The 23,591-nt window shown below is 69.0% G+C and carries 26 protein-coding genes, 1 tRNA gene, 1 pseudogene and 1 riboswitch; of the genes and pseudogenes, 9 read left to right on the top strand and 19 right to left on the bottom strand.

Annotated features, from left to right (window positions below):
- The first annotated feature begins 184 nt into the window (after positions 1–184).
- Positions 185–1,552, top strand: coding sequence for an SGNH/GDSL hydrolase family protein (locus ACFU95_RS04480; protein ID WP_383821550.1), 1,368 nt, complete (start codon positions 185–187; stop codon positions 1,550–1,552).
- Positions 1,553–1,599: 47 nt separating this feature from the next.
- On the opposite strand, the gene ACFU95_RS04475 is transcribed toward ACFU95_RS04480, so the two are convergent.
- From ACFU95_RS04475 to ACFU95_RS04460, 4 genes are all read right to left on the bottom strand, one after another.
- Positions 1,600–2,412 carry a DUF1707 domain-containing protein gene (locus ACFU95_RS04475; protein WP_383821547.1) on the bottom strand — a complete coding sequence of 271 codons (813 nt, stop codon included), beginning with the start codon at positions 2,410–2,412 and terminating at the stop codon, positions 1,600–1,602.
- A 33-nt stretch (positions 2,413–2,445) separates the two neighbouring features.
- Positions 2,446–3,480 (bottom strand): ATP-binding cassette domain-containing protein, encoded by a 1,035-nt coding sequence (locus ACFU95_RS04470; RefSeq protein ID WP_383821544.1) that lies wholly within the window; start codon positions 3,478–3,480, stop codon positions 2,446–2,448.
- A gap of 9 nt (positions 3,481–3,489) precedes the next feature.
- Positions 3,490–4,254: an ABC transporter permease gene (locus ACFU95_RS04465; protein WP_383822233.1), complete on the bottom strand. Its 765-nt coding sequence runs from the start codon at positions 4,252–4,254 to the stop codon at positions 3,490–3,492.
- A gap of 67 nt (positions 4,255–4,321) precedes the next feature.
- Positions 4,322–5,122, bottom strand: a complete 801-nt coding sequence (locus tag ACFU95_RS04460; protein WP_383822230.1) for an ABC transporter permease — start codon at positions 5,120–5,122, stop codon at positions 4,322–4,324.
- A gap of 236 nt (positions 5,123–5,358) precedes the next feature.
- Here ACFU95_RS04460 and ACFU95_RS04455 point away from each other — a divergent pair, with 236 nt between their 5' ends.
- Positions 5,359–7,758, top strand: coding sequence for a transglycosylase domain-containing protein (locus ACFU95_RS04455; protein WP_383821541.1), 2,400 nt, complete (start codon positions 5,359–5,361; stop codon positions 7,756–7,758).
- Between the two features lie 21 nt (positions 7,759–7,779).
- Here ACFU95_RS04455 and ACFU95_RS04450 read toward each other — a convergent pair.
- The 3 genes and pseudogenes from ACFU95_RS04450 to ACFU95_RS04440 all read right to left on the bottom strand — a co-directional run bounded on the left by ACFU95_RS04450 (position 7,780) and on the right by ACFU95_RS04440 (position 9,029).
- Positions 7,780–8,131 (bottom strand): annotated as a pseudogene (locus ACFU95_RS04450) (DMT family transporter).
- A 36-nt stretch (positions 8,132–8,167) separates the two neighbouring features.
- A riboswitch (guanidine-III (ykkC-III) riboswitch) is annotated at positions 8,168–8,229 on the bottom strand.
- Positions 8,230–8,286: 57 nt separating this feature from the next.
- A complete protein-coding gene (locus tag ACFU95_RS04445; protein WP_048583239.1) occupies positions 8,287–8,643 on the bottom strand; it encodes a co-chaperone GroES in 357 nt (118 codons plus the stop codon).
- Between the two features lie 56 nt (positions 8,644–8,699).
- The gene (locus tag ACFU95_RS04440) at positions 8,700–9,029 is read right to left on the bottom strand and encodes a DUF3618 domain-containing protein (RefSeq protein WP_383821538.1); all 330 of its coding nucleotides are present in this window, start codon (positions 9,027–9,029) and stop codon (positions 8,700–8,702) included.
- Between the two features lie 95 nt (positions 9,030–9,124).
- Here ACFU95_RS04440 and bcp point away from each other — a divergent pair, with 95 nt between their 5' ends.
- The gene (bcp, locus tag ACFU95_RS04435; RefSeq protein ID WP_383821535.1) at positions 9,125–9,592 is read left to right on the top strand and encodes a thioredoxin-dependent thiol peroxidase; all 468 of its coding nucleotides are present in this window, start codon (positions 9,125–9,127) and stop codon (positions 9,590–9,592) included.
- A 39-nt stretch (positions 9,593–9,631) separates the two neighbouring features.
- Positions 9,632–9,718: transfer RNA gene (locus tag ACFU95_RS04430), tRNA-Leu, on the top strand.
- Positions 9,719–9,731: 13 nt separating this feature from the next.
- Here ACFU95_RS04430 and rdgB read toward each other — a convergent pair.
- The 4 genes from rdgB to ACFU95_RS04410 all read right to left on the bottom strand — a co-directional run bounded on the left by rdgB (position 9,732) and on the right by ACFU95_RS04410 (position 12,147).
- Positions 9,732–10,337 (bottom strand): RdgB/HAM1 family non-canonical purine NTP pyrophosphatase, encoded by a 606-nt coding sequence (gene rdgB, locus ACFU95_RS04425; protein WP_383821532.1) that lies wholly within the window; start codon positions 10,335–10,337, stop codon positions 9,732–9,734.
- 178 nt (positions 10,338–10,515) lie between these two features.
- Entirely contained in the window at positions 10,516–10,920 is a 405-nt protein-coding gene (locus ACFU95_RS04420) for a hypothetical protein (RefSeq protein ID WP_383821530.1), read from the bottom strand.
- Positions 10,921–11,069: 149 nt separating this feature from the next.
- Positions 11,070–11,807: a ribonuclease PH gene (gene rph / locus ACFU95_RS04415; protein ID WP_383822227.1), complete on the bottom strand. Its 738-nt coding sequence runs from the start codon at positions 11,805–11,807 to the stop codon at positions 11,070–11,072.
- 106 nt (positions 11,808–11,913) lie between these two features.
- Positions 11,914–12,147 carry a glucose PTS transporter subunit EIIB gene (locus tag ACFU95_RS04410; protein ID WP_383821527.1) on the bottom strand — a complete coding sequence of 78 codons (234 nt, stop codon included), beginning with the start codon at positions 12,145–12,147 and terminating at the stop codon, positions 11,914–11,916.
- Between the two features lie 127 nt (positions 12,148–12,274).
- Between ACFU95_RS04410 and ACFU95_RS04405 the strand changes: the two genes are divergently transcribed.
- Both ACFU95_RS04405 and ACFU95_RS04400 read left to right on the top strand, forming a co-directional pair.
- On the top strand, positions 12,275–13,564 hold the full coding sequence (locus ACFU95_RS04405) for a PTS transporter subunit EIIC (RefSeq protein WP_383821524.1): 1,290 nt from the start codon (positions 12,275–12,277) through the stop codon (positions 13,562–13,564).
- Between the two features lie 124 nt (positions 13,565–13,688).
- On the top strand, positions 13,689–14,939 hold the full coding sequence (locus ACFU95_RS04400) for a PTS transporter subunit EIIC (protein ID WP_383821522.1): 1,251 nt from the start codon (positions 13,689–13,691) through the stop codon (positions 14,937–14,939).
- A 105-nt stretch (positions 14,940–15,044) separates the two neighbouring features.
- Here the strand turns inward: ACFU95_RS04400 and ACFU95_RS04395 are convergent, their stop codons facing one another.
- Positions 15,045–15,797 (bottom strand): MBL fold metallo-hydrolase, encoded by a 753-nt coding sequence (locus ACFU95_RS04395; protein WP_383821520.1) that lies wholly within the window; start codon positions 15,795–15,797, stop codon positions 15,045–15,047.
- 257 nt (positions 15,798–16,054) lie between these two features.
- On the opposite strand from ACFU95_RS04395, the gene ACFU95_RS04390 reads away from it, so the two are divergent.
- Positions 16,055–16,519, top strand: a complete 465-nt coding sequence (locus ACFU95_RS04390; protein ID WP_383821517.1) for a type II toxin-antitoxin system PemK/MazF family toxin — start codon at positions 16,055–16,057, stop codon at positions 16,517–16,519.
- A 54-nt stretch (positions 16,520–16,573) separates the two neighbouring features.
- Here the strand turns inward: ACFU95_RS04390 and ACFU95_RS04385 are convergent, their stop codons facing one another.
- The 5 genes from ACFU95_RS04385 to ACFU95_RS04365 form a co-directional block, all read right to left on the bottom strand.
- Positions 16,574–17,524, bottom strand: a complete 951-nt coding sequence (locus tag ACFU95_RS04385; protein ID WP_383821514.1) for a PLP-dependent cysteine synthase family protein — start codon at positions 17,522–17,524, stop codon at positions 16,574–16,576.
- A 5-nt stretch (positions 17,525–17,529) separates the two neighbouring features.
- Complete coding sequence (locus ACFU95_RS04380; RefSeq protein WP_383821511.1) at positions 17,530–17,808, bottom strand: MoaD/ThiS family protein; 279 nt, start codon at positions 17,806–17,808, stop codon at positions 17,530–17,532.
- A 114-nt stretch (positions 17,809–17,922) separates the two neighbouring features.
- Positions 17,923–18,018 (bottom strand): putative leader peptide, encoded by a 96-nt coding sequence (locus tag ACFU95_RS04375; protein WP_316959376.1) that lies wholly within the window; start codon positions 18,016–18,018, stop codon positions 17,923–17,925.
- Positions 18,019–18,132: 114 nt separating this feature from the next.
- The gene (locus ACFU95_RS04370) at positions 18,133–18,555 is read right to left on the bottom strand and encodes a Mov34/MPN/PAD-1 family protein (RefSeq protein ID WP_383821507.1); all 423 of its coding nucleotides are present in this window, start codon (positions 18,553–18,555) and stop codon (positions 18,133–18,135) included.
- Between the two features lie 136 nt (positions 18,556–18,691).
- Complete coding sequence (locus ACFU95_RS04365) at positions 18,692–20,125, bottom strand: amino acid permease (RefSeq protein ID WP_383821504.1); 1,434 nt, start codon at positions 20,123–20,125, stop codon at positions 18,692–18,694.
- 495 nt (positions 20,126–20,620) lie between these two features.
- Between ACFU95_RS04365 and ACFU95_RS04360 the strand changes: the two genes are divergently transcribed.
- Positions 20,621–20,965, top strand: coding sequence for a hypothetical protein (locus tag ACFU95_RS04360; RefSeq protein WP_383821501.1), 345 nt, complete (start codon positions 20,621–20,623; stop codon positions 20,963–20,965).
- A 67-nt stretch (positions 20,966–21,032) separates the two neighbouring features.
- On the opposite strand, the gene ACFU95_RS04355 is transcribed toward ACFU95_RS04360, so the two are convergent.
- A complete protein-coding gene (locus tag ACFU95_RS04355) occupies positions 21,033–21,641 on the bottom strand; it encodes a DUF2017 domain-containing protein (protein WP_383821499.1) in 609 nt (202 codons plus the stop codon).
- Between the two features lie 42 nt (positions 21,642–21,683).
- Positions 21,684–22,001, bottom strand: coding sequence for an ATP-dependent Clp protease adapter ClpS (clpS, locus tag ACFU95_RS04350; RefSeq protein WP_030053518.1), 318 nt, complete (start codon positions 21,999–22,001; stop codon positions 21,684–21,686).
- A gap of 132 nt (positions 22,002–22,133) precedes the next feature.
- Here clpS and ACFU95_RS04345 point away from each other — a divergent pair, with 132 nt between their 5' ends.
- Positions 22,134–23,492: a nicotinate phosphoribosyltransferase gene (locus ACFU95_RS04345; RefSeq protein ID WP_383821496.1), complete on the top strand. Its 1,359-nt coding sequence runs from the start codon at positions 22,134–22,136 to the stop codon at positions 23,490–23,492.
- Positions 23,493–23,591 lie beyond the last annotated feature (99 nt).

Below are 23,591 nucleotides of genomic sequence, written 5' to 3'. Positions count from 1 at the left end.
CGACTCCTGGAACGAATCAAGAGTTCCCGGCGTCTGTTCGGTGGGGGGAGATCGATGGCGAAGTCCGGATGAACTCCGGCGGCCCAATGGGGGGTCTGTGCAACTCCTCTCCGCCTTATGACGCATCATGAGGTGATCACATCGGAGCCTCGGGCTCCCATCCGCCCGAGGAGACACGCACCGCATGACCAGGCGTTACGCGGGGGGTGTGGGGGCCTCCCCCACAAAGCACTATGCCCTGCTTTCGGGGGTCATCGCCCTGATCGTGGCGGTTTCGACCGCCATATACGTCGGAGTCGCCTCCGGCAGCGGCATCGCCACCGACAGGCGTACACCCATCAAGGAAGGCGCTCCGCGCAACCCCGCCGCCCCCGCCTCCACCGGCATCTGGGTCGGCGCCTGGTCCGCCTCGCCGGTCGGCGCCGAGCCCGGCACCGAGGTCGAGGGCCTGGCGGGCCGTTCGGTACGCAACGTCGTGCACACGAGCGTCGGCGGCACGAGCGTGCGGATCACCCTGTCCAACCTCTACGGCCAGTCCGCACTGACCCTCACGCACGCGTCGATCGCCGTCGCCGCCGGCACCGGGACCGCGGCGGCGATCACGGACACCATGCGGCGGCTGACCTTCGGCGGCAACGCCACGATCGTCATCCCGCCCGGGCGGCAGGTGCTGAGCGACGCCGTGCGCCTCGCGATCCCCGCGAACACCGACATCCTCGTCACCACCTTCTCCCCCACCCCGTCCGGCCCGGTGACCTTCCACCCGCACGCGCGCCAGATCAGCTACGTCGCCGAAGGCGACCTCACCGAGGACGCGGCCGGCGTGGCGTACACCGGGCAGGTCGGCTCCTGGCGCTACCTGACCGCGCTGGACGTCCTCAGCAACGAGTCCGACGGTACGGTCGTGGTCTTCGGCGACTCCCTGACCGACGGCATCACGTCCACCGAGAACGCCAACCGCCGCTGGACGGACGTCCTCTCGCGCCGGCTGCGCGCGGCGGTCGCCGCCGGCCAGGACGTGCCGCGCTACAGCGTCGTCAACCAGGGCATCAGCGGCAACCAGATCCTCGCCAGCGGCTCCGGGCGCCCCGCGGACAACCAGGCGGGCGTCGGCCGCTTCCACCGTGACGTCCTCTCCCGTACGAACGTCAAGGTCGTCGTCATCGACCTCGGCGTCAACGACATCCTGCGCAACCCGAAACTCGCCGACCCGAACCGCATCCTGGACGGCCTGCGCACCCTGGTCCGCCAGGCCCACGCCCGCGGCCTGAAGGTCGTCGGCGCGACCCTGATGCCCTTCCAGGGCCACCGCGGCTACACGGACGCCCGCGAGAACGTACGCCAGCAGATCAACGCCCAGATCCGCGCCGGCAAGGTCTTCGACGCGGTCGCCGACTTCGACAAGGCTCTGCGGGACCCGTACAACCCCCGCAAGTTCCGCCCCGACTACGACTCGGGCGACCACCTCCACCCGAGCGACCAGGGCTACGAACGGATGGGCGAAACCTTCAACCTGAACGACTTGAAGGGTGCGGCTCCGGCGGAACTGTAGGGGCAGGCCCCTGCCCGGGCACCGGGTGCCTCGGTCGGGCGCGCGGCTCAGTCCTCGTCCCGCTCCCGCGCCGACCGCCTGCCGTGCGGGTCGTGGGTGTGCCGCCGCGCGTCGCGATGCTCCTCCAGCATCTCGCGGTGCCTCGTGTACTGCCCGTCCCGGATCGACTCCCGCAGTTCCCGCCGCTCCTCCCGGCGTGCCAACCTCTCCTGCCGGCGCTCCTCGCGCAGCTCCTGGCGCTGTTCCCGGGTGCGCTTGCGCTCGACGCCGACGCCGCCCCAGAAGGCGAACCCGGTCACGATCACCCGGGGCGCGCCGGGCTCCCCGGCCACCCCTTCCTCACGGTGGTCGAAGCTGCCCATGATCCCGATCCCGCGCACCACGACCTCGACGCCGGGCGGCACGACGACCTGCACGCCGCCCATGATCGCGACGCAGTTGATCACGATCTCCCGGTCCGCGAAGTTCGCCTCCCGCAGATCGATCGTCCCGCCGCCCCAGAAGGCGACGCAGTCGAACCGCTTCGGTGCCGTCCAGCGTCCCTTGCGCTGGAACTCCGACATCACGGCGACGCCCCACGTCGACGACCCCTCGCCGCCGACGATCCGCTCCGCCCAACTCACGTCGGAACCACCGGACTTCTTGACCATGTCGACCTTCGGAACGGCCACCGCGCCGACGGGAAGGTCACGGGTCAGCGGCGCCAGCTCCCCGTACGTACGAGCCTTGTACGTGGCGTCCAGGCGTTCCTCGAACTCCTCCATGTCGAGACGGCCCTCCGCGAGGGCGTCCTGGAGGACCTCGGCGACTCGTTCACGATCGGCGTCGGAGGCGCGAAGCTCCGGGGCATCGTCGGTCATACACAGCAGCCTACGAGCTACCTTGCCCCGGGGCTACGAGATCGCCTTTCCCGCCTGCTCCACCTGCTCCGCCTGCTCCGCCTGCTCCGCCTGCTCCGCGTACATCTTCGCGATCACGGCCTCGATGTCCGGCTCCCGCACCGACAGGTCCACCAGCGGATAATCCGCCGCGATCCGCGCCACCAGCACCGCCGCCGACTCGGCCGCCGGGAACGCCAGCCACTGCCGCGGCCCCTCCACCTTCACCACGCGCGCGGGCGCCGCCTCGATCGGCGGGAGCTCGCGCTCCAGGTCGACGACCAGGACGCGCTCGCTCTCCCCCACCTCGTGCAGGCCGGCGAGCGGGCCGTCGTACATCAGCCGCCCGTGGTCGATGACCATCACCCGTGAGCACAGCTGCTCGATGTCCTGGAGGTCGTGCGTGGTCAGCAGGACCGTCGTGCCGCGCTCGGCGTTCAGCTCCCGCAGGAAGTCCCGGACCCTCGCCTTCGAGATGACGTCGAGCCCGATCGTCGGCTCGTCCAGGTACAGCACCTCGGGGTCGTGCAGCAGCGCCGCCGCGATGTCGCCGCGCATCCGCTGCCCGAGCGAGAGCTGCCGCACCGGGACGTCCAACAGGGCCGACAGGTCGAGGAGTTCGACGAGGCGGTCGAGGTTCTCGCGGTACCGGGCGTCCGGGATGCGGTACATGCGGTGCATCAGCTTGTACGAGTCGAGCAGCGGCAGGTCCCACCACAGGGTCGTGCGCTGGCCGAACACCACCCCGATCCGGTGCGCGAGCCGGGTGCGCTCACGGGACGGGTCGATGCCGGCGACCCGGAGCCGGCCCCCGCTCGGGGTCAGGATCCCGGTCAGCATCTTGATCGTGGTCGACTTGCCCGCGCCGTTCGGCCCGATGTAGCCCACCATCTCGCCGCGCGCCACGCTGAAGGAGATCGAGTCGACGGCCCGCACCTGCCGCCGCTCCCGCTTGAGGAAACCGGTCTTCTTGCGTACGTCGAAGACCTTCTCCACCCCGTCCAGTTCGATGAACGCGTCCGCGCCGGCCATGTCCTCCAGGTCCTCCATCTCCTGCCCCTAACTTCCCGTACTCCGATACGACCGCAGCCCGGCCCGCCACGCCAGACCGGCCAGCGCACAGCACGCCACCGCCACCAGCGGCGACGCGAAGGACGTCCACCGGGGCAGGTCGAGCGGATACGGCCGCTCCAACACGTAAGCGGCCGGCACCCAGTTGACGAAGGCGAGCGGCAGCATGAACGTCACCCCGCGCACGAAGTCCTTCCCGAACACGGTCGGCGGGTACTGAAGCAGCGTGGTGCCGCCGTACGTGAACGCGTTCTGCACCTCGGCGGCGTCCTGCGCCAGGAACTGGAAGGCCGCGCCGGCCACGAACAGCGCGCAGAAGATCGCCCCGCCGCTGATCAGCATCACCGGCACCAGCAGCACCTTGGCCGTGGTCCAGTCGACGTCGACGGCCAGCAGTCCCCAGCCCAGCACCAGCACGCCCTGGGTGATCCGGCCCAGCCGGCGCAGCGCGAAGTGGTCCGCGGCGACCTGGGCGAGCACCGGGGCGGGCCGCACGAGCAGGATGTCGAAGGAGCCGTCGCGCATCCGGCCGCCCAGGACGTCCATCGAGCCGAAGGTCAGGTCGGCGAGCCCGAACGCCGTCGCCGACAGCCCGTACAGGAAGGCGACCTCGGGCAGCGACCAGCCGCCCAGCGAGTCGACCTGCGAGAACATCAGCAGGATCGCCACGAAGTCCAGGCCGGTCACCAGCAGGTTGCCGAAGACCGTGACGACGAAGGAGGCACGGTAGGTCATGGACGAGCGGATCCACATCCCGGCGATCAGCCGGTAGGCCCGCAGCGCCTCACCCGCCCTGGACCCACCGAAAGTCCCAGAGGGTTCAGCCACCCTGCACCACCACCCGCCGCGTCGCCGCCGACTGCACCAGCCGCCCGGCCGCCAGCAGCACCACCGCCCACGCCGCCTGGAAGGCGTACGCCCGCAGCGGGTCGGTCTCGCCCATCAGCACGTCCGCCGGCATCTGGAGCTGCGCCGCCCACGGCAGCACCCGCACGATCTCGCCGAAGGCGCCCGGGAAGGCGTTCAGGGGCAGGACCATGCCGGAGAAGAAGATTCCCGTGATCATCAGGGCCTGGTTGACGCCCATGCCGTCCATGAGCCAGAACACGCTCAGGGCGGCCAGATAGCGGATCGCGAAGCTGACGATCGTCGCGAGCAGGAGCGTGACCACGAAGGCCGCCCAAGGGGTGACGTCCGTCGGCAGCGCCATCGGGAAGAAGACCGCGCCAAACACGAACGGGATCACGCCCCGGCCCAGCATCTGGAACAGCGCCCGCCCCACGTCGCCCGCCAGCCACCACAGTTGGAGGTCGGCCGGCCGGTACAGATCGACGGCGATCTCACCGGTGCGGATACGCTCCATCAGGTCCTTCTCCGCGCCGCCGCCCTGGATGGCCAGCGTCGCGTAGAGGCACTGCCCGAGCCACACATAGGTGACGGCCTGCGCCTGGTCGTAGCCGCCGAGATGCGGTTTCTCGTCCCACAGTGCCAGATAGGTGTAGACGAGGATCACGCCGAAGACGGTGTTGGTGAAGATCCCGGCCGCGGTCGCCGCCCGGTAGGTCGCGTATCTTCTGAATCCGCCCGCCGCGACGGCTAAGTACAACCGCCCCGATCCCACATCCACAGCCCTCCTCGCCCGCAACGGCACCGAAGCGCAGGAGCCTAGTGCGCGCGAGGCACGGCCTGCCAGCTGATTTCCGGGACCGCACGGCACGAGAGTCTGCTCACTTTCCGCAGACACGCTCCGGTTTCCGGGAACGGAACGCCCGGTGCGAGAGTCTTCAGCAATGGGGGCGCAGTAGGCGTACGAGGCGTACGGGAACGTACGACGCGAAACAGGAGTCCGTGCACGAGATGAGCGACGAGCCGCAGCCGCAGGCGCAGCAGCCGAACGAGAAGCCCAAGCGGCCGAAGAGGACGGGCTGGCGGCGGATCATCCCGACCTGGCGGATGGTGCTGGGCACCTTCGTCATCGGCGTCCTGCTGCTCGCCGGCGTGTTCTTCCTCGGCTACTCCATGGTCAAGATCCCGCCGGCCAACGCCCTCGCCACCCAGCAGGCCAACGTCTATCTCTACGCGGACGGCTCCGTGATCGCCCGTGACGGCGAGGTCAACCGGGAGAACGTGACCCTCGGGCAGATGTCCAAGGACGCCCAGCACGCGATCCTGGCCGCCGAGGACCGCGACTTCTACACCGAGTCCGCGATCGACCCCAAGGCGATGCTGCGCGCCGGCTGGAACACCGTCACCGGCAAGGGCAAGCAGTCGGGCTCCACGATCACCCAGCAGTACGTGAAGAACTACTACCTGCGGCAGGAGCAGACCGTCACCCGCAAGGTGAAGGAGTTCTTCATCTCGATCAAGCTGGACCGCGAGAAGAGCAAGGACGAGATCCTCGAGGGCTACCTCAACACCAGCTTCTTCGGCCGCAACGCCTACGGCCTCCAGGCCGCCGCCCAGGCCTACTACGGCATCGACGCCAAGGACCTGGACCCGGCCCGCGCCGCCTATCTGGCCGCACTGGTCAACGCGCCCAGCGAGTACGACGTCGTCGCCCACCCCGAGAACAAGGCCGCGGCGGTGGCCCGTTGGAACTACGTCCTGGACGGCATGGTCACCAAGGGCTGGCTCAGCCAGTCCGAGCGGACCGGGCTGAAGTTCCCGATGCCGAAGGAGTCCGCCACCTCCACGGGGCTGTCCGGGCAGCGCGGCTACATCGTCCGGATCGTGCAGGACTACCTCGTCCAGAACAAGATCGTCGACAAGGACGCGCTCGCGCTCGGCGGCTACCGCATCACGACCACCCTCCAGAAGGACAAGCAGAACGCCTTCGTCGACGCGGTCAACGACCAGCTGATCTCCAAGCTGGACAAGAAGAACAACAAGGTCGACAACTACGTCCGCGCGGGCGGCGCCTCCGTCGACCCGAAGACCGGCAAGATCGTCGCGATGTACAACGGCATCGACTACGTGAAGCAGTACACCCCGAACGCCACCCGCCGGGACTTCCAGGTCGGCTCCACCTTCAAGCCGTTCGTGTTCACCTCGGCCGTGGAGAACGGCTCGACCACGCAGGACGGCCGCCAGATCACCCCGAACACGATCTACGACGGCACCAACAAGCGCCCCGTGCAGGGCTGGAGCGGCGGCGCCTACGACCCCGCGAACGAGGACGACGTCTCCTACGGCGACATCAACGTCCGTACGGCCACCGACAAGTCCGTCAACTCGGTGTACGCGCAGATGGCCGTCGACGTGGGCCCGGAGAAGGTGAAGGACACCGCGGTCGAGCTCGGCCTGCCCGGCAGCACCCCTGAGTTGTACCCCTCGCCGTCCATCGCGCTGGGCGTGGCCACGGCCAGCGTCCTCGACATGGCGGAGGCCTACGCGACGCTCGCCAACCACGGCAAGCACGGCACGTACACCATGATCGACAGGGTCACCAAGGACGGTGCCGACGTCATCGAGCTGCCGGAGCGCAAGACGTCCCAGGTCATCAGCCGCGAGGCCGCCGACACCACGACCTCCGTGCTCCAGAGCGTCGTCGACAACGGCACGGCCACCGCGGCCCTGGCCGCCGGACGCCCGGCGGCGGGCAAGACCGGTACGGCGGAGGAGGACACCGCGGCCTGGTTCGCCGGCTACACCCCCGACCTGGCCACCGTCGTGTCCGTGATGGGCCAGGACCCGGTCACGGCCAAGCACAAGTCGCTGTACGGCGCGATGGGCCTCGACCGCGTCAACGGCGGTGGCGCGCCCACCGAGATCTGGGCCCAGTACACCAAGACGGCCCTGAAGGGTAAGCCGGCCCGCGACTTCGACCTGGAGCTCCAGGAGGGCGCCGACCAGCCCCAGTACCCGACGACCGACCCGACCCGGGGCGACCAGGGCATCGGCGGCCAGGACAACGGCGGCACGACCGGGGACACGACCACCGGCGGTCAGGACAGCGAGGGCCAGACCGGCGGTGAGACGCCGGGCCAGACGGACGGCGGCACGACGGGCGACACGACGACCGGGGGCGCCGACGACGGGGGCACGACCACCGACGGCGGCACGACCGGCGACACCTCCACCGGCGGTACCGACACCGGCGGCACCACCGACGGCGGCACCACGGGCGACACCTCCACGGGCGGCACCGACACCGGCGGCAGTACGGGCGGCGACACCTCCACCGGCGGCACGGACACCGGCGGCGGAGGGACGACGGGGACCACCGTCGGTCCGCAGGGCACGGTCCGCAGACAGTGAGCGCCGGGCGAGCGGCCCGGTTCAGTGACCGCTGGTCGCCTTCAGCCCCACGACGGCGACCAGCAGCAGACAGACGAAGAAGATCCGCGCGGCGGTGACCGGCTCCCCCAGCACCACCATGCCGACCACCGCCGCACCGGCCGCGCCGATGCCCACCCACACGCCGTAGGCGGTACCGATGGGCAGGGACCTCGCGGCGTACGACAGCAGCAGCATGCTGGCGACGATGCCGGCGCCGGTGAGGAGGCTGGGGACGAGGCGGGTGAAGCCGTCGGTGTACGGGGGTCTGGGGGTGTCCCCCAGATCAGCACAGCATGCCGACCGACCAGCCGACCTCCAGCAGACCGGCGACGACGAGCAGAACCCAGGCCATGACGGGCACCTCCGAGACGTATCGACACTGAACGGGGGTGCGTCGTCTTTGCGTACATCCCGGTACGGCGCGTCTCGTCGGGTTCCTTCAAAGCTAGCAAGCGAACGACAGAAGGGGCTGGTGACGATGGTCACCAGCCCCTTCTGACAGTCGATTCAGAGGTAGAGCCCCGTCGAGTCCTCGGACCCCTCGAACCGGTCCGCGGCCACGGCGTGCAGATCGCGCTCGCGCATGAGCACGTACGCGACGCCGCGCACCTCGACCTCGGCGCGGTCCTCCGGGTCGTACAGGACCCGGTCGCCGGTCTCCACGGTGCGTACGTTCTGACCCACCGCGACGACCTCGGCCCAGGCCAGCCGACGGCCGACGGCCGCCGTGGCGGGGATCAGGATGCCGCCACCGGAACGCCGCTCGCCCTCGCTCGTGTCCTGCCGCACGAGTACACGGTCGTGCAGCATCCGGATGGGCAGCTTGTCGTGCTGGCTGCTGTGCTCGTTTCTGTTGGCGCTCACGCCTTTGAACCTACCTGCCTTCGCCGCCCGCGTACGCCGCCGGGTCCGCCGTCGAATCAGCCCTTGCGGCGCCGGGTACCGAGGGCCAGCAGGCCCACGAGACCGACCGCGACGAGGGCGACGGGCACGATCCGCTCCAGGCGGGGTGCGCCCTCCTCGTCGGTGAACTTGGCCCGCACATCACTCACGGCCCGGTTGACCCCTACGTAGGCCCGTCCGAGCGTGTGATCGATGTTCGAGACGACCTTGGCCTTGGCGTCGCCGACGATCGTCTTCGGGTGCACGCGCACCCCGATCTCGTCGAGCGTCTCGGCCAGCACTGCGCGACGGGCCTTGATGTCCGCCTCGATCTGCGCCGGGGTTCTGGTGTCCGACGTGTCCGCCACGGTTCGGCCTCCGAAGTGAAGCTGATGCTGTTTCCGGACAGTCTGTCAGCTCCACGCCGGACCGCACTGTCAGGCTCCCCGGTTACGCTGGTTCGATGAGCGAGCGACTCCAGCCGGGGGACGTGGCCCCCGCCTTCACCCTGCCCGACGCCGACGGCCACGAGGTGTCCCTGTCGGACCACAAGGGCCGCAAGGTCATCGTGTACTTCTACCCGGCGGCCCTGACGCCCGGCTGCACCAAGCAGGCCTGCGACTTCACCGACAACCTGGAGCTGCTGGCCGGCGCGGGCTACGACGTGATCGGCGTATCCCCCGACAAGCCGGAGAAGCTCGCCAGGTTCCGCGAGCAGGAGTCCCTGAAGGTCAAGCTGCTCGCCGACCCGGAGAAGTCCGTCACCGAGGCCTACGGGGCCTACGGCGAGAAGAAGAACTACGGCAAGACGTACATGGGCGTCATCCGGTCCACGATCGTCGTGGACGAGGAGGGCAAGGTCGAGCGGGCGCTGTACAACGTCCGGGCGACCGGCCACGTGGCGAAGATCATCAAGGATCTGGGCATCTGAGCACCCAGCCCGGCCAGTAGCATGGCCGGGCAAGGTCACGCGGCCGTGGTGGAATTGGCAGTCACGCTGGGTTTAGGTCCCAGTGGGGTAACACCCGTGAGGGTTCGAGTCCCTCCGGCCGCACCACTCATCGCGCGAGTCACCGCGCGAGCAGCTCACGCACGACCGGCACGAGCGCCCGGAACGCCTTGCCCCGGTGGCTGATGGCGTTCTTCTCCGCGGGGCTCAGCTCGGCGCAGGTCCGGCTCTCACCCTCCGGCTGGAGGACCGGGTCGTACCCGAACCCGTTGGCGCCGACGGGTGCGTGGCGCAAGGTACCCCTGAGCTGACCCTCCACCACCCGCTCCGTGCCGTCCGGCAGGGCGAGCGCCGCCGCGCACGCGAAGTGGGCGCCGCGGTGGACGTCGTCGATGTCGCCCAGCTGGGCCAACAACAGCTGCAGATTGGCCTGGTCGTCGCCGTGCCGTCCGGCCCAGCGGGCGGAGAAGATGCCGGGGGCGCCGTTGAGGACGTCGACGCACAGCCCCGAGTCGTCGGCGACCGCCGGGAGGCCGGTGGCCTGGGCCAGCGCGTGCGCCTTGAGCAGCGCGTTCTCGGCGAAGGTGACGCCGGTTTCCTTGACGTCGGGGATCTCCGGGTAGGCGTCCGCGCCGACGAGGTCATGGTCGAGACCAGCGTCGGCGAGGATCGCCCGGAGCTCGGTGATCTTTCCGGCGTTACGGGTGGCGAGGATGAGGCGGGTCATGGGGTCCAGTATCCCGTGGGCGTCCTTCTGTTCGGCGCCCACTCAACCGGGCCCCAAGGGGCGCGGGGCTGTATCGATGCGCGGCTCCGCCGCGTGGGCGCGACCAGCCGCGTTCGGCCCGCACCCACCCACCCTCAGAACCCGGCAGCCGAGACGTACCCGCCCAGCCGGCGCGGCGCTACGGCGTGCAGACCTTGGTCAGCTCGCCGGCCGCCTCCGTGACCGGGCTGATGTCGGGGGTCTCGTCGCCGTTCTTCACCGCGTCACGGACGTTGGTGACGGCCGTCTGGAGGTCGTCCACCGCCTTGTTGACGTCGGTGTTGTCCGTCTTGTCGCCGATCTTGTCGAGGTTCTTGTCGATGGAGGTCAGCGACTCCTCGAGCTGCGTCGGGTCGTTCGCGGCGCCCTCCACGGCCTGCTGGAGTTCCGTGACGCTGTCGGCGATGGCGTCGGCGGTCTGGACGCAGTCCATCGCCTTGCTGACGGCGTCACAGCCGGTGGTCAGCCCGGCCGTCAGCCCGACTGCCGCGATGGTTGCGGCGGCTATGGCGATACGGCTCCGGCGGCGTCGGCTCGTGGCCATGGTTGACGTTCCCTCCCTGCTCCCAGGCCCGCAGGGCCCCCGTTGGTCACTGGCCGGGCGTACAGCGGTGTGCCGTACGCCCGTACCCCTAATGACGTCAGGTGAGGCTGCGCGGTTGCCCCGAGATGCGGCTCTTCTTGGTGCGTCCTTTACTTTTCGAGGACGGTATCAAGTGCCTTGCGCTGGAGTTCCGCCAGCTCCCCACAGCCCGAAACCGCCAGGTCCAGCAGGGCGTTGAGCTCCTCACGGGCGAAGGGCTCGGCCTCGGCGGTGCCCTGGACCTCGACGAAGCGGCCGTCGCCGGTGCAGACGACGTTCATGTCGGTGTCGGCCTTCACGTCCTCCTCGTAGCGCAGGTCGAGGAGGGGAACGCCGCCGACGATGCCGACCGACACGGCGCTGACCGTGCCGGTGAGCGGCTTGCGGCCGGGCTTGATCAGCTTCCTGCCCTGGGCCCAGGAGACGGCGTCGGCGAGGGCGACGTAGGCGCCGGTGATGGCGGCGGTGCGGGTGCCGCCGTCGGCCTGGAGGACGTCGCAGTCGAGGACGATCATGTTCTCGCCGAGTGCCTTGTAGTCGATGACCGCGCGCAGGGAGCGGCCGATGAGGCGGCTGATCTCGTGCGTACGGCCGCCGATCTTGCCGCGGACGGACTCGCGGTCGCCGCGGGTGTTGGTGGCGCGCGGCAGCATGGCGTACTCCGCGGTGACCCAGCCCTCGCCACTGCCCTTGCGCCAGCGCGGGACGCCTTCGGTGAAGGAGGCGGTGCACAGAACCTTCGTGTCGCCGAAGGAGACGAGGACCGAGCCCTCTGCGTGCTTGCTCCAGGCACGTTCGATGGTGACCGGGCGGAGCTGTTCGGGAGTGCGGCCGTCGATTCGAGTAATTGAGGAGGTAGCTGCCATGGCGCTGAGCCTAGCCCCCCACGGGGAAGGGCCCCTCCCGTGTCGGGAAGGGCCCTCAGGGGCTGAAGCCCGGGACGATCCCGTGGCTTCACATCATGTCTTCGATCTCCGCCGCGATCGGGTCGGCGTCGGTGCCGATGACGACCTGGATGGCATTGCCCATCTTCACGACACCGTGGGCGCCGGCGGCCTTCAGGGCGGTCTCGTCGACCAGCGCGGGGTCGCCGACCTCGGTGCGGAGCCGGGTGATGCAGCCCTCGATCTCCTCGATGTTGTCGATGCCGCCGAGCCCGGCGACGATCTTCTCAGCCTTGGTGGCCATTTCGGTCTCCTCACGCACTGTTGGCCCAACTTTACGAGCGGGTGCGTGGTGAGTACCGAAGGATGACGTCACAGCAACCCAATCGTCGGTAACTGGTCTACACCACCTGACAGGCGGTCGCCAACCCATGAGTGCCGAGACCGAGACCCCTCCCGCACGCAGGCGGTGGCAGGCGGCGTTCCAGGGCTTGCAGAAGATGGGACGCAGCCTTCAGCTCCCCATCGCCGTGCTCCCGGCCGCGGGCATCCTCAACCGGCTGGGGCAGCCGGACGTGTTCGGGAACGACGGGCTGGGCTGGGACAACCTCTCGAAGGTGATGGACGGCGCGGGCGGCGCGCTGCTCGACGGGGCGCTCGGGCTGCCCTTGCTGTTCTGCGTCGGCGTGGCCATCGGCATGGCGAAGAAGGCGGACGGTTCGACGGCGCTGGCGGCGGTGACGGGGTTCCTCGTCTACTACAGCGTGCTGCTCGAGTTCCCGGAGGACTGCCCGGAGGGCTCGACGGCCGTCCCGGACGTCGGCTGCCAGGTGCGGGACGGGTCGGTGACCGTCTTCACCTACCAGAACCCGGGTGTCTTCGGCGGCATCGTCATCGGTCTGCTGGCGGCCTTCTTCTGGCAGCGCTACCACCGGACGAAGCTGGTGGACTGGCTCGGCTTCTTCAACGGGCGGCGGCTCGTCCCGATCATCATGGCGTTCGTGGGGATCGTGTTCGCGGTGCTGTGCCTGTGGGTCTGGCCGCCGATCGGTGACGCGCTGGAGAGCTTCAGCGACTGGATGAGGGACCTGGGCGCCTGGGGTGCGGGCGTGTTCGGGGTGGCCAACCGGGCGCTGCTGGCCATCGGGCTCCACCAGTTCCTGAACGTGCCCATGTGGTTCCAGTTCGGCAGCTACACCAAGCCCGACGGCGAGGTGGTGCACGGTGACATCAACATGTTCCTCGCGGGCGACCCGAACGCCGGCCTGTTCACCTCGGGCTTCTTCCCGATCATGATGTTCGCGCTGCCGGCCGCGGCCCTCGCCATCACACACTGCGCCAAGCCGCACCGCCGCAAGGAGATCGCCGGTCTGATGACGTCGGTGGCCCTGACGTCGTTCGTCACGGGGATCACGGAACCGATCGAGTACTCGTTCCTGTTCATCGCCCCGCTCCTGTACGTGGTGCACGCCCTGCTGACGGGTGTGTCCATGGCGGTGACCTGGGGGCTGGGGGTCCACGACGGATTCAGTTTCTCGGCCGGACTGATCGACTACGTCATCAACTGGCAGCTGGCCACGAAACCCTGGGCGATCATTCCGATCGGCCTCTGCTTCGCCGTCGTCTATTACGCGATCTTCCGTTTCGCGATCACGAAGTTTGATCTCAAGACCCCGGGTAGAGAGCCGGAGGACGAGGTCGAGGACGTCACGAAGGGCTGACAAAAGACCTGGAACGGGTCCGGAAAATCCCGCGGGAATCGCGGGTTCCTTATCTCACCTTCATCGTGCTACAACAGGTCTACACCACTGAGTGGTGTAGACCACCACCCGATGGAGGAAGTCTATGAGCACCGCCACCGCATCGGCGGCCCCCACAAAGAAGTGGGGATCCGGTCTGTTCCAGGGACTGCAGAAGGTCGGCCGCAGCCTGCAGTTGCCCATTGCCGTCCTGCCGGCGGCGGGCCTGATGGTCCGGCTCGGTCAGCCGGACGTCTTCGGGGCCGAGGGCCTCGGCTGGGACAAGGTCGCCTCCGTCTTCGACAAGGCGGGCGGCGCCATCACGGGCAGCCTCCCCCTGCTCTTCTGTATCGGCGTCGCCATCGGCTTCGCCAAGAAGTCCGACGGCTCGACCGCCCTCGCCGCGCTGGTGGGCTTCCTGGTCTACAGCAAGGTCCTTGAGGCCTTCCCGGTCACCGAGGCCAAGATCCAGACGGGCGCGGACATAGCCGCGACCTACAACAACCCCGGTGTGCTCGGCGGAATCATCATGGGTCTGCTCTCGGCGGTCCTGTGGCAGCGGTATCACCGCAAGAAGCTGGTGGACTGGCTCGGCTTCTTCAACGGCAGGCGGCTCGTCCCGATCATCATGGCCTTCGTCGGTGTCGCCGTCGGCGTCTTCTTCGGACTGGTCTGGGAGCCGATCGGTGAGGCCATCGGCAGCTTCGGCGAATGGATGACGGGCCTCGGTTCCGCGGGCGCCGCCCTCTTCGGTGCGATCAACCGGGCGCTCATCCCGATCGGCATGCACCAGTTCGTGAACACGGTGGCGTGGTTCCAGCTCGGCGACTTCAAGGACGCCGCCGGCGAGGTCGTGCACGGCGACTACAGCCGCTTCCTGGCCGGTGACCCGACGGCCGGAATGTTCATGTCCGGCTTCTTCCCGATCATGATGTTCGGTCTGCCGGCCGCCGCGATCGCCATCGCTCACTGTGCTCGTCCCGAGCGCCGCAAGGCCGTGATGGGCATGATGATCTCGCTCGCGCTGACCTCCTTCGTGACCGGTGTGACCGAGCCGATCGAGTTCTCGTTCATGTTCATCGCCCCGCTCCTGTACGTCATCCACGCGGTCCTGACCGCGGTGTCCATGGCCGTCACCTGGGGGCTGGGCGTCCATGCGGGCTTCAACTTCTCCGCGGGCTTCATCGACTACGCCCTGAACTGGAACCTGGCCACCAGGCCATGGATGATCATCCCGATCGGTCTGGTCTTCGCGGCGATCTATTACACCGTCTTCCGGTTCGCGATCATCAAGTTCAACCTCCCCACCCCGGGCCGCGAGCCCGAGGAGGAGATCGAGGACCTCACCAAGGCGTAGCCGTAGAGCATGACAAGGCCCCGGAACCAAGAAAGGTTCCGGGGCCTTCACGCACCTACGGGCCTGAACCCCGTACGGGCTGGTTCACCGGCTGGATCAAGCCGGCTAGATCTCGTACGTCTGCCTCGGCGCCGCCAGCCTCACCGGGCCGTCGTAGACCTCGCGCGCGTCGTCGAGGTTGATCTGGGGGTCGGTCCACGGCGGGATGTGGGTGAGGACCAGGCGGCGGGCGCCCGCTCGGGCCGCCGTCTGACCTGCTTCGCGGCCGTTGAGGTGCAGGTCGGGGATGTTCTCCTTGCCGTGCGTGAACGCCGCCTCGCACAGGAACAGGTCGGCGTCGCGGGCGAGTTCGTCCAGGGCCGTGCTGATGCCCGTGTCGCCGGAGTAGGTCAGGACCTTCCCGGCGTGCTCGATCCGGATGCCGTACGCCTCCACCGGGTGGGCCACGCGTTCCGTGTGCACCGTGAACGGGCCGATCTCGAAGGTGGACGGCTTGACCGTGTGGAAGTCGAAGACCTCGCTCATGGACGAGGCGGTGGGAGTGTCGGCGTAGGCGGTGGTCAGACGCTGCTCGGTGCCCTCGGGTCCGTAGACCGGGATCGGGTCGCAGCGGCCGCCGTCGTGCCGGTAGTAGCGCGCGACGAAATACGCGCACATGTCGATGCAGTGGTCGGCGTGCAGATGGCTGAGGAAGATCGCGTCGAGGTCGTAGAGACCGCAGTGGCGCTGCAGCTCGCCCAGGGCGCCGTTGCCCATGTCGAGAAGCAGCCGGAAGCCGTCGGCCTCGACGAGGTAGCTCGAGCAGGCCGATTCCGCGGACGGGAACGACCCCGAGCAGCCGACGACGGTGAGCTTCATGAAACAGAAACCTCCGCTGGCGGGAAATCCAGAAGATCGGGAATGGGTGGCGTCGGGGGTCGTGCGGTTTGTCGAGCGTAAGGCGCAAAACCTTTGGTCGCTCCTCCGCCAAGGGCTGTTGTGGGCGAACTCACCTGTGGTGTCACGCGTTCGGCTGGATGCGGTGGGGGTGCCTCGCACGCCTGTCGGGCCGCGGGGTTGCGTGGGGCGGGAGAGAAGGCGCGCGCGGGTAGCTGCGCGCCGGTACCTTCGTGCGTATGGACACGTCATGGTGGCTCGCGCTCGCGGCGGTCGTACTGCTGGCGCTGGTCGCCACGCTCGTCGACGGATGGGGACGCGGGCGGCGGCCCGAAGGGCGGCGCACCAGGCCGCCGGGGCGGCCCGGGGGACGTGGTCGGGGGCGCGCTTCGGCCCGTCCGGAGCCCGCGGAGATCTGGTGGGCGAACGTGCCGTACGAGGACGGGCCGGGGGCGAAGGACCGGCCGTGTCTGGTGCTCGCGGTGCGCGGGCAGCGGGTCACCGTCGCCAAGATCACCAGTAAGTACCGGGACGAGCGGCACGGCGTGATCCCACTGCCGCCGGGCTCCGTGGGGGACACCCGCGGGCGGGCGAGCTTCCTGGAGACGGGTGAGCTGCGGGACGTACCGGTGTCCGACTTCCGGCGGAGGGTGGGGGTGATGGACCCGGTCGTGTGGGACCAGGTCCGTCACCTCTCGACGTAGGGCGCCGTCACTCGCCCCGTCAGGGCCTCGCGGACCCCGAGCCGGCCGGCCGGCTCACGCCCAGAGCTGCCCCTGGAGCGTCTCGATGGCCTCTTCGGTCGACGTCGCGGTGTAGACGCCGGTCGAGAGGTACTTCCAGCCGCCGTCGGCGACGACGAACACGATGTCCGCGCTCTCACCTGCCTTGAGGGCCTTGTTCCCGACACCGATCGCGGCATGCAGCGCGGCGCCGGTGGAGATGCCCGCGAAGATGCCCTCCTGCTGGAGAAGTTCACGGGTGCGGGTGACCGCGTCGGCCGAGCCGACCGAGAAGCGGGTGGTCAGGACGGAGGCGTCGTACAGCTCGGGTACGAAGCCCTCGTCGAGGTTGCGCAGGCCGTAGACCAGGTCGTCGTAGCGCGGTTCCGCCGCGACGATCTTCACGTCGGGCTTGTGCTCGCGCAGGTAGCGGCCGACGCCCATCAGGGTGCCGGTGGTGCCGAGGCCGGCGACGAAGTGGGTGACCGAGGGGAGGTCGGCGAGGATCTCCGGGCCGGTCGTGGCGTAGTGCGCGCCCGCGTTGTCGGGGTTGCCGTACTGGTAGAGCATCACCCAGTCGGGATGCTCGGCGGACAGCTCCTTGGCGACCCGCACCGCGGTGTTGGAGCCGCCCGCGGCCGGGCTGGAGATGATCTCCGCGCCCCACATGGCGAGCAGGTCCCGGCGCTCCTGCGAGGTGTTCTCCGGCATCACGCACACGATGCGGTAGCCCTTGAGCTTCGCCGCCATCGCCAGGGAGATGCCGGTGTTGCCGCTGGTCGGCTCCAGGATCGTGCAGCCCGGGGTGAGACGGCCGTCCTTCTCCGCCTGCTCGATCATGTGCAGGGCCGGGCGGTCCTTGACCGAGCCGGTGGGGTTGCGGTCCTCCAGCTTGGCCCAGATGCGGACGTCCTCGGACGGCGACAACCGCGGCAGGCACACCAGAGGGGTGTTGCCCACCGCGGCGAGCGGGGAGTCGTAGCGCATAGGGATCAGGCCATGCCGCCGGCCACGGCCGGCAGGATCGTGACGTTGTCGCCGTCGGTCAGCTTGGTGTTGATGCCGTCGAGGAAGCGGACGTCCTCGTCGTTCAGGTAGACGTTGACGAAGCGGCGCAGCTGGTCGCCGTCCACGATGCGGGCCTGGATGCCCGCGTGCCGGGTCTCAAGGTCGGCGAACAGCTTGGCGAGGGTGTCACCACTGCCCTCCACCGCCTTCTGACCGTCGGTGTAGGTGCGGAGGATGGTGGGGATGCGGACCTCGATGGCCATGGCTCAGGGCTCCTGTCGGGAGTAGTCGGGCGGGCGCGCGGCAGCGCAAGTGCAGCAGGGTGGTGCGGGTGTGCGGCGCCGCGGCTCACGGCCGTACGGCGGCAGGGTGTCGCGTCAACAGATGGCGCTGGCGAGCCTGCACAGGTCGACGTGCAGCCGCGCCACGAGCAGCATGCCCGGCGTCTTCTCGCTCACGTCGTGGAAAACCATGGGGTCATCGTATCGATTCCCGGTCCGCCTCTTGGTATGTGATCCCACATCGCGGACGGATGCGGGCCGGGGAGTGAGACCGCGCTGTTCAGGTCGGTCGCGGGTGCTCCGTGCTCAGTACGCCTCGACGATGTCGACCTTCTCCTCCGTCACCTCGCCGTCGATGATCCGGAAGGAGCGGAACTGGAACTCGCCGAGGCCGTCGGTGTCGGCCGTGGAGACGAGGACGTAGTGCGCGCCGGGCTCGTTGGCGTAGGAGATGTCGGTGCGGGAAGGGCGGGCCTCGGTGGCCGTGTGGGAGTGGTAGATGACCACCGGCTCCTCGTCGCGGTCGTCCATCTCGCGGTAGAGCTTGAGCAGGTCGCCGGAGTCGAACTCGTAGAACGTGGGCGACATCGCGGCGTTCAGCATCGGGATGAAGCGCTCGGGGCGGTCCGAGCCCGCCGGGCCCGCCACGACGCCGCACGCCTCGTCGGGGTGGTCCTTGCGCGCGTGGGCGACGATCTGGTCGACGAGGGCCTGGGTGATGGTCAGCATGCTCGTCAGGATAAGCAGAGGGCCGCCCCGTACCGAAGAGTGGTACGGGGCGGCCCACATGCCGGACGCCCTGAGCGGCAGCGGAACGGGGCGCCACGAGTGCCCCGCCCGGCTGGACGTCCTCGGGGAGGCTTCGTCAGCGCTTCTTGAACGCCGCAGCCTGCGGATCCCGGCGCTTGAGCACCAGGTAGGAGACGCCGAGGATCAGCCCCCACAGCGGTGCGCAGTACAGCGAGATACGGGCGTCCTTGTCGATGCCCATCAGCACGATCACCATGCCGATGAAGGCGAGCGCGAACCAGCTGGTGACGGGGGCGCCGGGCGTGCGGAACTCGGACCGGGGCAGTTCCCCGCGGTCGGCCTTGGCACGGTAGCGAAGCTGGCAGATCAGGATGACGATCCAGGCCCACATGCCGGAGATGGTCGCGAAGGACACCACGTAGTCGAACGCCTTGCCCGGCCACTGGTAGTTGATCCAGACGCCGACCATCATCAGCGCGGCGGAGAACGTGGTGCCCGCCAGCGGCAGGCCGTTCTTCGTGAGCCTGGTGAAGAGCTTCGGTCCCTGGCTGTTGAGCGCGAGATTGCGCAGCATGCGGCCGGTGGAGTACATGCCGGAGTTGCAGGACGACAGGGCGGCGGTCAGGACGACGAAGTTCACGATGCCCGCGCCGGCGGCGAGGCCCATCTTCTCGAAGGCTGCCACGAAGGGGCTGACGCCGGGCTGGAACTGACTCCAGGGCACCACCGAGAGAATCATGATCAAAGCGCCGACGTAGAAGACGGCGATACGCCACGGCACAGTGTTGATCGCCTTGGGCAGCACGGTCCTGGGGTCCTTGGACTCGCCCGCGGTGACGCCGACCAGCTCGACGGCGAGGAAGGCGAACATCACCATCTGCAGGGTCATCAGTGTGCTGCCGATGCCGTGCGGGAAGAATCCGCCGTCGCTCCACAGGTGGGTCACGGAAGCGGTGTCGCCGGCGTCCGAGAAGCCGAGCGTCAGGATGCCCACGCAGATGAGGATCATGCCGACGATCGCGGTGACCTTGACCATCGAGAACCAGAACTCCAGCTCACCGAAGAGCTTCACGGAGATCAGGTTGGCGCCGTAGAGGACAACGGTGAAGATCAGCGCCGAGACCCACTGCGGGATGTCGAACCAGTACGTCATGTAGGCGGCCGCGGCGGTGACCTCGGTGATTCCGGTGACGACCCAGAACAGCCAGTACGTCCAGCCGGTGACGAACCCCGCGAACGGACCGATGAACTCACGGGCGTAGTCCGCGAAGGAGCCGGAGACCGGGCGGTACAGCAGCAGTTCGCCGAGCGCCCGCATGATGAAGAAGATCACGAGGCCCGCGATGGCATACGCCAGGATCAGACTGGGTCCGGCCTTGGAGATGCCCTTGCCCGCGCCGAGGAACAGGCCCGTACCGATGGCACCGCCGATGGCGATCATCTGGATCTGCCGGGCCCCTAGCCCGCGCTGATACCCCTCGCCGTCCTCCGCCGCGGATCCGTCGGCCCCGTTGCCGTCAGGATGCTTGTCGACCTGCACTGAGGTCATGAATGGTGCGCCTTTCTCCATGATGATCCGAGCCTGCGAAGCGGCCCCGGATCGGGTCACGATCCCCCCGGATGTGGATGGAGCGGTGCCGAGCCGACGATCCGCCGGCGTGGTGGCGCCCCCCGTGGACAGGGGTGGCGTCCGCGGGCGGTCGAGAAGATCTATCACGGCCGTTGCAGTGATCGACCCGATCGACGTGGCGCACACCACAAGGAGGTCCGGACACGGGGCATAAATCGCCGCACAAGGAGCATGGGTGGTGACTGGATCGTTATTCGGATCTGAGCACCCTCTGAGCGAACACCCCTTGAATCGCAAACAGTTGACAGATGAACAAAATGTGCCCCGCCCGAGGTCGGCACATTCCTCAGATGTTGATCAATTTTCTGGCCTTGCACATGCCAACGCTCCTAGCGTGCTCGGAGCGGGCCACTGACCAGCGGTTGGTCGACCACCACCGCGGGCTCGCACCGTCCACCACACAGGGGAACACCAATGAAGCTCAAGATCGTCTCCCTCGCCGTGCTCGGCTCGCTGGCCCTCGGGGCCGCACCGGCCGTGGCCCAGCCGCAGCACGGCTCGTCACCTCGGACGCCCAGGATCGACACCTGGCAGGACATCGCCGCCAGCAAGTGCCACTACGGCGACAAGGAAGCCTGCGAGCTGCTCGTCGGGGGCCTCAGGATGAGCAAGAAGACGAAGAACTGCCTTGTGAACGCGTCCGTTGCGGCCGCAATCTCGCTCATCGTCGGCCGCGTGAACAAGGATCTTGCGAGCAAGGTCGCCAAGCAGGCGGTCGGCGCGGGGGCAACCTCCTGCATCACCGCACTGGTGGCCTGAGCACGCCGCACCCATGGGTCCGGCCCCGGCGCGTACGGCGGCGGGGCCGGACCCATACCCGGGCCTACTACGGCAGGAGCGTGGCGACGAGCGTCTCCTGGAGCCCGCCCAGCCACAGATACGCCATCACCATCGGCTTGCGCGGATCCTCGTCCGGCAGCCGGTAGAGCAGGTCGGTGTCGTCCTCGTCGGTGATCTCCAGCCGGGAGCCGATGGCGAGGCGCAGGTCGTTGAGGGCGCCGAGCCACAGCTGGGACTCCTCGGGGGAGAGCTTGAGCACCGCGCCGCCCTCACCGGCGGCGGAGGAGCTGAGCTCGTCCAGGGAGCGGACCACCGCGAGCGCGCTGTCCCGCTTGCCGGCGCGCAGGTCGTTCTCGGTGAAGCGGCGGAACTCCGAGGAGTACGCCCGCTGCTCCTCCGCCTCCTGGGGACCCGGGGTCGCCTCCGGGTCGCTGTAGGCGTCCGGGAAAAGGCGCCTCAGGACCGGATCGGCGGGCGGTTCGCTCGGACCCTCGGCGAACAGCTCGGCGAGCGGGTCGTCGGGGGTGTCCGCGGCGGGGCCGGGGCCGATCAGTTCCAGGAGCTGGACGGCCAGCGACCGGATGATGGAGATCTCGACGTCATCGAGGGCGACGGCCGCGCCGCCGCCGGGGAGCGGTTCGAAGGTTCCTGGCATGGAGGCGATTCGCTACTTCCGGGTCCTGCGCGGGCGAACGGGTCACTTGCGGTCGTGCTGGAGGGTGGCCCACAGACCGTAGCCGTGCATGGCCTGCACGTCGCGTTCCATCTCCTCGCGAGTGCCGCTGGAGACGACCGCCCGGCCCTTGTGGTGGACATCGAGCATGAGCTTGGTGGCCTTGTCCTTGGTGTAGCCGAAGTAGGACTGGAAGACGTAGGTCACGTAGCTCATCAGGTTGACCGGGTCGTTGTGGACGATCGTGACCCAGGGGACGTCCGGCTCGGGGACGGCGAAGACCTCCTCCGCCGACTCGGTGCGTTCGATCTCCAGGGGTGCGGGTGACGTCACAGAGCCCATGCTGCCACCCGAGGGGGGCGGTCGCACAAACGGGCTGCGCAAGCGCGCCTGTTGTGACCTCGACCGTGACCTCGACCGTGACCCCGACCCCACAAATCGTCAGACTGACGAAATGGGGGTACCATCCCCGTCATGAACACAGCGGACCTAGGGCTGCCGGTGGACGTTCCCTCGACGGCGCTCTTCACGGATCAGTACGAGTTCACGATGCTGCAGGCCGCCCTGAAGGCCGGCACCGCCCAGCGGCGGAGCGTCTTCGAGGTCTTCACCCGGCGGCTGCCCAACGGGCGGCGCTACGGCGTCGTGGCCGGCACCGGCCGCGTGCTGGACGCCGTCGAGAACTTCCGCTTCGACGCCGACGTGCTCGGCTTCCTGCGCGAGCGGAACATCGTCGACGAGCAGACCCTTCAGTGGCTCGCGGGCTACCGCTTCTCCGGCGACGTCTGGGGCTACCCCGAGGGCGAGGTCTACTTCCCGGGCTCGCCGATCATGCGGGTCGAGGGCACCTTCGCCGAGTGCGTGCTGCTGGAGACGGTGATCCTCTCCATCCTCAACCACGACTCCGCGATCGCCGCGGCCGCCTCGCGGATGGTGTCGGCCGCCGGGGGGCGCCCGCTCATCGAGATGGGCGCCCGCCGCACCCATGAGCTGGCCGCGGTGGCGGCGTCCAGGGCCGCCTACCTCGGCGGCTTCACCTCCACCTCCGACCTGGCCGCCGGCTTCCGCTACGGCATCCCCACCGTCGGCACCAGCGCCCACGCCTTCACCCTGCTGCACGACCGCGAGCGGGACGCCTTCCAGGCCCAGGTCGACTCCATGGGCCGGGGCACCACGCTGCTCGTGGACACCTACGACGTCGCCGAGGCGGTCCGTACGGCCGTGGAGGTCGCCGGGCCCGAGCTGGGCGCCGTGCGGATCGACTCGGGCGACCTGCTGCTGGTGGCGCACCGGGTCCGGCAGCAGCTGGACGAGCTGGGCGCCACGGACACGCGGATCATCGTGACCTCCGACCTGGACGAGTACGCCATCGCCTCGCTGGCGGCGGCGCCGGTGGACGCGTACGGCGTCGGCACCCAGCTGGTGACCGGGTCCGGGCATCCGACCTGCTCGATGGTCTACAAGCTGGTCGCCCGCGCGGAGTCCGCCGACCCCACGGCACCGCTGGTGCCGGTGGCGAAGAAGTCGACCGGCGGCAAGACGTCGATCGGCGGCCGCAAGTGGGCCGCGCGTCGCCTGGACGAGTACGGCGCCGCGGAGGCGGAGGTCGTCGGCACCGGGCCGGTGCCGGACGGGCTCGCCGACCGGCAGCTGCTGGTCGAGCTGGTCAAGGGGGGTGACGTGGTGGCCCGTGAGCCGCTGGACGTCGTACGGGACCGGCACGCGGCCGCTCGCGCGAATCTGCCGCTGTCCGCCACACAGCTCTCGCGCGGGGAACCTGTCATCCCGACGGAGTATGTCAACGGGCGCTCGGAGAGCCAGACGGGGGCGTGAAGCGAGCGCGCCCGGCGTGCGCACGCAATGCCCCCTCCCGCACGGCACCCGAAGTCTCTAGGCTCGTAAGTTCACGGCCGGGCCAGCCCCTTTCGCGGC

This window comes from Streptomyces sp. NPDC057623, from assembly GCF_042800355.1.
Taxonomy (GTDB): Bacteria; Actinomycetota; Actinomycetes; order Streptomycetales; family Streptomycetaceae; genus Streptomyces.
The sequence above is the reverse complement of the archived record's forward strand: the minus strand, read 5'-3'. Positions and strand labels throughout refer to the sequence as shown.